The following is a 7,445-nucleotide window of genomic DNA, read 5'->3' on the forward strand; positions in this document are numbered from 1 at the left end:
CGATCTCGAAGAAGTCGATGAACATGCCCAGCACGAACACCAGCAGGTTCACCACCAGCAGGAAACCCATCTGGCCGCCCGGCATCTTGTCGAACAGGTGCTCGACCCAGATGTGCCCGTCAGCTGCGTTGAAGGTGAAGCTGAAGACGGTGGAGCCGATCAGGATGAACATCACGAAGATGGCGAGCTTGGTGGTGCTCTCCAGCGCCTGCCTCAGCAGATCAAACGTCAGGCTGCGGCGCGCACCGGCCATGATCATGGCGCCCAGAGCGCCCATTGCGCCGCCTTCGGTGGGCGTGGCGATGCCCAGGAAAATGGTGCCCAACACGAGGAAGATCAGCACGAGCGGTGGGATCAACACGAAGGTGACCTGTTCGGCCAGGCGGGACAGCAGGCCCAGACGGAACAGGCGGTTGAGCAGCGCCAAGGCGAGCGCCAGCACCGAACCGACCGTGATGGACAGGATGACCACCTCGTCGCCCGCCGGGCTCATCTCGCGTTCGATCAACGGGTTGATCACCGATTCGTGGACCTGGGACCAGACCACGCTGACCGCCGCACACAGCACCAGCAGCACCAGCAGGGAGCGGTGACCGCTGGAGCCGTCGGGCTCGTTGTAAATGCGCGCTTCAGCCGGCAGCGCCGGCACCCATTGGGGTTTGACGATGGCCACAGCGGCGATGAACACGAGGTAGAGTCCCACCAGCAACAAGCCGGGAATCAACGCACCGGCATACATGTCACCGACCGAGCGACCCAGTTGGTCGGCCAGCACGATCAGCACCAGGGATGGCGGGATGGCCTGCGCCAGCGTGCCCGACGCGGTGATGGTGCCGGTGGCGATCGTCCGGTTGTAGCCGTAGCGCAGCATGATGGGCAGCGAGATCAGACCCATGGAAATCACGGCGGCTGCGACCACACCGGTGGTGGCGGCGAGCAGGGCCCCCACCAGAATCACCGCGACGGCCAGACCGCCGCGCACCGGGCCAAACACCTGCGCCACGGTGGACAGCAGGTCTTCGGCCATGCGGCTTCGCTCCAGGATGATGCCCATCAGCGTGAAGAAGGGGATGGCCAGCAGCGTGTCGTTCTGCATGATGCCGAACACCCGCAGCGGCAAGGCCTGGAACAGGTTGGACGGGAACAGGCCGGCTTCCATGCCGATGAACCCGAAAAACAGGCCGGTGGCGGCGAGTGCAAAGGCGACCGGAAAACCCGACAGCAGGAAGACCAGCAGCCCGCCGAACATCAGCGGCACAAATTGGGCGGAGATGAATTCGATCATGATCAGTTGGCTCCCTTGAGGCGCTGTTCGGCCTCTTCCTTGAGACGCTGCTCGGCTTCTTCGAGCAGTTGCTGAGCCAGCAGCTCTTCATCGCTGGGGCCTTCCTGGGCGAGGACATCGGGTCCGTTGCCCGTGAGGAAGGCAATGCGCTTGATGAGCTCGCTCACCCCTTGCACGAACAGGATGGCAAAGCCCAGGGGAATCAGGCCGTACACCGGCCAGCGGATGAGCCCACCCGAGTTGGACGACATTTCGCCGGTGGTCCAGGCGCGCTCAAACAGGGGCCAGCCCAGCGTGGCCATCATGTAGCACAGCGGGAACAGGAAGATGAGGATGCCCACCACGTCGACCCAGTTGCGGCCGCGTGCGCTGAACTTCGATGAAATGAAATCGATGCGCACATGGGCGTTGCGCAGGAAGGCGAAACCGCTGCCCAGCATGAAGACGGCGGCAAACAGGTACCACTGGATCTCCAGCAGCGCGTTGGAGCTGTTGTCGAAGAGCTTGCGCACGATGGCGTTGCCCGCGCTGATCAGGGTGGTGGCCAGGATGAACCACATGACCAGCTTGCCGATCAGATCGCTCATGGCGTCGATCAGGCGAGAAATTTTCAACAGGAATGACATGAGATTTCCCCTGAGGGAGTTGAACGCAAAAAGAGTCGCAGAGTCTACAGAACCGGCGCCTGCGACGTCCGGGTGCGGCGGACGTGGCGTCGGCGGACCCGGTGGAGCATGGAGCGATCCGTGCAAAAAACCCCGCCAGAGCGGGGCTTCTTGCCGGATCGTCAGACCGATTTACAGCTTGGCCGCCTGCATGTAGCGGTCGAACTGGGCTTCGGTGAAGCGGAACCAGAGATTCTGGTCCTTGCGGAAGGCCGAATAGTCCGCGTAGATCTTCTTCCACTTCGGGTTCTTGGCGCTGATGTCGGCGTAGAGCTCCATGGAGTTCTTGAACGCAGCGTCCATCACGGCCTTGGGGAAAGGCAGGACCTTGGTGCCGGCGGCCACCAGTTGCTTGAGCGCGGCGGGGTTGAGAGCGTCGTACCGGGCCTGCATGGTCGTGTGTGCAATGGCGGCAGCGCATTCCACGATGGCTTTGTTCTCGGGTGACAACGCGTTGTACGCCTTGTTGTTGACGTACAGCGAGAGCTGTGGACCACCTTCCCACCAGCCGGGGTAGTAATAGTACGGCGCCACCTTGTTGAAGCCGAGCTTCTGGTCGTCGTACGGACCCACCCATTCCGTCGCGTCGATGGTGCCTTTTTCCAACGCCTGGTAGATCTCGCCGCCAGGGATGTTTTGCGGCACACCGCCCATGGTGGTGAGCACCTTGCCGGCGAAGCCACCGATGCGCATTTTCATGCCCTTGATGTCGGCCAGTGTCTTGATTTCCTTGCGGTACCAGCCACCCATCTGCGCCCCGGTGTTGCCCATGGGGAAGTTCACGATGTTGTAGCCCTCGTAGAACTCGCGGAACAGCTTCATGCCGTTGCCTTCGTACATCCACGCGGTCATCTGGCGGCTGTTGAGGCCGAAGGGGATTGCGCAGTCCAGTGCAAAGGTGTCGTCCTTGCCGAAGAAGTAGTAGGGCGCGGTGTGAGCGCACTCCACGGTACCTTCCTGAACGCCGTCGACCACGCCGAAGGCGGGCATGAGTTCGCCGCCAGGATGCACGGTGACCGAGAACTTGCCGCCGGACATCTCACCGACCTTTTTGGCGAACACATCGGCCGCTCCAAAGATGGTGTCAAGCGCCTTGGGGAAGCTTGAGGCCAGACGCCAGCGGATGGCGGCCTGTGCATGCACAGCGGGCGCGGCACCTGCGGCCAGAACGCCGGCGATGCCTGCGTTCTTGATAAGTGAACGACGATCCATATCGATTGACTCCGTGGTTGGTATAGGTACACCCGGCCCGTCGGATGGGCTGGAGACTGATTCAGTCAGTGGCGATTGTAGGAACGCGCCCCTTGCGGGGCTCAGGGGTTTTCCCTCGATGAGCGAGGCTTTGCAATCGGTGGTAGGCGTTGTGCACGTTTCATCACGCGCGACGGGGCCGGACCAGCTCAGCCCACCACCTTCAGACCAGGCGCTGCGTGCAGCAGCGATTCGAACCGGGCACGGATGGACGCCTCGATGCCGGCGGCATCCAGGCCGAGCGCGCTGAGCAGTTTGGCGTGATCGCCATGCTCGGAGAATTCGTCGGGCAGGCCGAGTGAGAGCACCGGCAGGCTGATGCCTTCGGACTGCAAGGCCTCCAGCACCGCGCTGCCAGCGCCACCGGGCAGGCAGCCCTCTTCCACCGTGACCAGCGCCTCGTGCGTGCCGGCCAGTTCGCGCAACAGCTCGACATCAAGTGGCTTGGCCCAGCGCATGTTGGCCACACTGGCGCCCAGCTTGTCGCCAGCGGCCAGCGCGGGGTGAAGCAGCGTGCCGAAGGCCAGGATCGCGATGCCCTTGCCCTGGCGGCGAACCTCGCCTTTGCCGAATGGCAGCCCATCCAGGCTGGTCGGGACGGCCGCCCCCACACCCGCACCGCGCGGGTAGCGCACGGCCACGGGCTGGTTCTGCGCATGTGCCGTCGACAGGAGCTGGCGGCACTCGGCCTCGTCTGCCGGGCAGGCAATGGCCATGTTGGGAATGCAGCGCAGGAAGGCGATGTCGTAGGCGCCGGCGTGGGTGGCGCCGTCGGCCCCCACCAGACCCGCGCGGTCGAGTGCGAACACCATGGGAAGGTTCTGCAGCGCCACATCGTGGATGAGCTGGTCGTAGCCGCGCTGCAGGAACGTGGAGTAGATCGCGACCACCGGCTTCAGCCCTTCACAGGCCAGCCCCGCAGCGAAGGTCACGGCGTGCTGCTCGGCAATGCCGACATCAAAATAGCGCGCGGGAAAACGGCGCTCGAACTCGACCATGCCCGAGCCTTCGCGCATCGCGGGCGTGATGCCCACCAGACGTTCGTCGGCAGCGGCCATGTCGCACAACCACTGGCCGAACACCTGGGTGAAGGTGGTCTTGGGCGTCGCGGCGGACTTCACGATGCCGACCGCCGGATCGAAGGTGCCCGGGCCGTGGTACGCGATGGGGTCGTTCTCGGCCAGCTTGTAGCCCTGTCCCTTTTTGGTGACCACGTGCAGGAACTGCGGCCCGCTGTCGGTCTCGAGCAGGTGGCGGATGTTCTCCAGCGTGGGGATCAGCGAGTTCAGGTCGTGCCCGTCGATCGGGCCGATGTAGTTGAAGCCGAATTTCTCGAACAACGTGGCCGGCACCACCATGCCCTTGGCCTGCTCCTCAAGACGCTTGGCCAGTTCGAACAGGGGCGGCGCCCCCTTGAGCACCTGCTTGCCCACGTTCTTCGCGGCGGCGTAGAACTGCCCGCTCATGAGTTGGGCGAGGTAGCGGTTGAGCGCGCCCACCGGCGGCGAGATCGACATGTCGTTGTCGTTGAGCACCACGAGCAGTCGGCCTTCGGCCACACCGGCGTTGTTGAGCGCTTCAAAGGCCATGCCGGCGGTCATGGCACCGTCGCCGATGATGGCCACGGCGTTGCGGTGTTCACCCTTGATCTTGGCGCCCATGGCCATGCCGAGTGCGGCCGAAATGCTGGTGGAGGAGTGGGCCGTGCCGAAGGTGTCGAACTCGCTCTCGGAGCGCCGCGGGAAGCCGCTGATGCCACCGAGCTGGCGCAGCGTGCTCATGCGGTCGCGCCGGCCGGTCAGGATCTTGTGCGGGTAAGTCTGATGACCCACGTCCCAGACCAGACGGTCTTCGGGCGTGTTGAAGACGTAGTGCAGGGCCAGCGTGAGCTCGACCGTGCCAAGGTTGGAGCTCAGGTGGCCACCGGTGCGTGCCACGCTTTGCAGCAGATAGGCGCGCAACTCATCGGCCAGCGGCAGAAGCTGGGCGCGGGTGAGGCGGCGCACATCGGCCGGAGACTCGATGGATGAGAGCAATGAACTCATGGGCAGGGTCGATCGGGTCATGAATGAATGGGCGGGGCCGGTGGACCTCAGGAATCGCGGCGCCCGACCCAGTCGGCCAGGGCATGCAAGGTATCGGGCCTTGCGATGCCGCTGCACCGCAAGGCCTCGTGGGCCTGATCCAGCACACGGTCCGCGTAGGTTTGTGCGGAGGCCAATCCCATCAGGGACACGAAGGTGGGCTTGTCCGCTGCCGCGTCCTTGCCGGCGGTCTTGCCCAGCGTAGCCGAATCGGCGGTCACGTCAAGAATGTCGTCCACCACCTGGAACGCCAGACCCACGCAGGCGCCGTACTCGGCCAGTCGCGCTTCGGTGTCGGGCGACCGCTGCGCCGTGGCCGCACCCATCATCACGCTGGCCTGCAGCAGGGCGCCGGTCTTTTGCCGGTGCATGGCTTCCAGCGCTGGCTGGTCCAGGGCATGACCCACACTGGCCAGATCAATCGCCTGGCCACCGGCCATGCCACCGGCTCCCGCCGCCAGGGCCAGCAGCCTGCACAGACGCGCAGCCATGGCGGGCTGCACGCTGCCGTCGTCGGGCACCAGCAGCTCGAAGGCCAAGGCCTGCAGCGCATCACCAGCGAGCAGGGCCTGGGCTTCCCCAAACTGCACATGCACCGTGGGCTTGCCACGGCGCAGGACGTCGTTGTCCATGCAGGGCATGTCATCGTGCACCAGCGAATAGGCGTGAATCAGCTCCACCGCGCACGCCGCGCGCATGGCCGCCAGCGGTTGACCGCCCAGGGCCTCGCTCGTGGCAAGGACCAGCAGGGGGCGCAGCCGCTTGCCGCCGTCGAGCACGGCGTAACGCATGGCGTCGCCCAGACCGGCGGGTGTCTCGCTCGGCACCCCATCGCAGAGGGCCTGCTCGACAGTCGCTTGCCGCGCTTCGCGCCAGGCCATGAAGTCGGTGGATGGGATGGTGGACAACACGGCGTTCACACGGAGTCCCAGGGTTTGAGCTCACCGCCTTCGAGCACCTTGATCTGGTTTTCCACCGCTTCCAATCTCGCGCGGCAAAAAGCCAGCAGCTCTGCACCGCGCTGGTAGCGGGTGAGCAACTGGTCCAGCGGCAACTGGCCCGCGTCGAGTTGGGACACGAGCTGTTCCAGCTCTTGCAGCGCCGCTTCGTAGCTCGCGGCGGTGGGCGGGGTGTCGGTCGACGAAGCGTCCGATACATTCTTGGGGGAGCGGGGCACGGTGGGGATTGGGTCGTTCACGTGGTTCATTCTAAAGTGGGCACGCTTTTGCATACCGGCGCTGGCCAGTGGGTACTGCCCCGGGGGGTAGAATTCGCCCCTTTTCATCACTGACGGGCCTCCACAGCCCGGAGGGACGCACCACTCCACCCATCCCGCGCGAATTCGTCTCACGAGCACAGCGCTTACCCTGCCCCTTCATAGGGGGAGTCTCTAGGTCAGGACCACGATGTCTGATTTAAGTCTTCAACTGCAGCAGGCCGCAAGCCAACTTCAGGTTTCCAGTTACTTCGACGAAGCGCTGTTCCAGCGCGAAAAGGAAGTCCTCTTCCAGCGCGGGCCCCGGTATGTGGGGCACCAACTCGCCGTTCCCAACACAGGGGACTACCACGCTCTGCCGCAGGAAGCCGGCGGCAGGGCACTGGTGCGCACCGCCAGCGGTGTGGAGCTGGTCTCCAACGTCTGCCGCCACCGGCAGGCCATCATCCTCAAAGGACGGGGCAACCTGCTGGAGACCCGCAGCGGCAGCGCGGGCGGCAACATCGTGTGCCCCTTGCACCGCTGGACCTACAGCGGCATCCAGGGCGAACAGGCGGGCCAGTTGCTGGGCGCGCCCCATTTCGACAAAGACCCCTGCCTGAACCTCAACAACTACCCGCTGCGCGAGTGGAATGGCCTGCTGTTCGAAGACAACGGCCGCGATGTGCAGGCCGACCTGGCGCACATGGGCCCGCGCGCCGCGCTCGATTTCGAGGGCATGGTGCTGGACCACGTGGAGCTGCACGAGTGCAATTACAACTGGAAGACCTTCATCGAGGTCTATCTGGAGGACTACCATGTGGCGCCCTTCCACCCCGGCCTGGGTGGATTCGTCACCTGCGAAGACCTGCGCTGGGAATTCAAGCCCGAGTATTCGGTGCAGACCGTGGGCCCGGCCAACCTGCTGGGCAAGGCCGGCAGCCCGGTCTACCAGCGCTGGCACG

At 64.6% G+C, this 7,445-nt stretch carries 7 protein-coding genes; 1 reads left to right on the forward strand and 6 read right to left on the reverse strand.

Translation table 11 applies throughout. The annotated features are described in order from the left end of the window. From IV113_RS20855 to xseB, 6 genes are all read right to left on the reverse strand, one after another. A partial coding sequence (locus tag IV113_RS20855; RefSeq protein ID WP_291088988.1) for a TRAP transporter large permease subunit occupies positions 1 to 1,285 on the reverse strand: 1,285 nt, incomplete at its 3' end. A gap of 2 nt (positions 1,286 to 1,287) precedes the next feature. Then, complete coding sequence (locus IV113_RS20860; RefSeq protein ID WP_291088989.1) at positions 1,288 to 1,911, reverse strand: TRAP transporter small permease subunit; 624 nt, start codon at positions 1,909 to 1,911, stop codon at positions 1,288 to 1,290. A 171-nt stretch (positions 1,912 to 2,082) separates the two neighbouring features. Next, positions 2,083 to 3,162, reverse strand: a complete 1,080-nt coding sequence (locus IV113_RS20865; protein ID WP_291088990.1) for a TRAP transporter substrate-binding protein — start codon at positions 3,160 to 3,162, stop codon at positions 2,083 to 2,085. Between the two features lie 188 nt (positions 3,163 to 3,350). Next, positions 3,351 to 5,246 carry a 1-deoxy-D-xylulose-5-phosphate synthase gene (gene dxs, locus IV113_RS20870; protein ID WP_291088991.1) on the reverse strand — a complete coding sequence of 632 codons (1,896 nt, stop codon included), beginning with the start codon at positions 5,244 to 5,246 and terminating at the stop codon, positions 3,351 to 3,353. 47 nt (positions 5,247 to 5,293) lie between these two features. Next, the gene (locus IV113_RS20875; protein ID WP_291088993.1) at positions 5,294 to 6,166 is read right to left on the reverse strand and encodes a polyprenyl synthetase family protein; all 873 of its coding nucleotides are present in this window, start codon (positions 6,164 to 6,166) and stop codon (positions 5,294 to 5,296) included. 35 nt (positions 6,167 to 6,201) lie between these two features. Next, positions 6,202 to 6,492, reverse strand: coding sequence for an exodeoxyribonuclease VII small subunit (gene xseB, locus IV113_RS20880; protein ID WP_291088994.1), 291 nt, complete (start codon positions 6,490 to 6,492; stop codon positions 6,202 to 6,204). Between the two features lie 199 nt (positions 6,493 to 6,691). On the opposite strand from xseB, the gene IV113_RS20885 reads away from it, so the two are divergent. Beyond that, positions 6,692 to 7,445: SRPBCC family protein (locus IV113_RS20885; RefSeq protein ID WP_291088992.1), on the forward strand; the 754-nt coding region annotated here is incomplete at its 3' end.

Source organism: Hydrogenophaga sp., assembly GCF_018780385.1.
Classification (GTDB): domain Bacteria; phylum Pseudomonadota; class Gammaproteobacteria; order Burkholderiales; family Burkholderiaceae_C; genus Hydrogenophaga.

What these genes read in the sequence shown, in the direction of transcription:
- dxs (WP_291088991.1), bottom strand. Translation starts at nt 5,246, where the DNA reads ATGAGTTCATTGCTCTCATCCATCGAGTCTCCGGCCGATGTGCGCCGC.
- IV113_RS20860 (WP_291088989.1), bottom strand. Translation starts at nt 1,911, where the DNA reads ATGTCATTCCTGTTGAAAATTTCTCGCCTGATCGACGCCATGAGCGAT.
- xseB (WP_291088994.1), bottom strand. Translation starts at nt 6,492, where the DNA reads ATGAACCACGTGAACGACCCAATCCCCACCGTGCCCCGCTCCCCCAAG.
- IV113_RS20865 (WP_291088990.1), bottom strand. Translation starts at nt 3,162, where the DNA reads ATGGATCGTCGTTCACTTATCAAGAACGCAGGCATCGCCGGCGTTCTG.
- IV113_RS20875 (WP_291088993.1), bottom strand. Translation starts at nt 6,166, where the DNA reads ATGGCCTGGCGCGAAGCGCGGCAAGCGACTGTCGAGCAGGCCCTCTGC.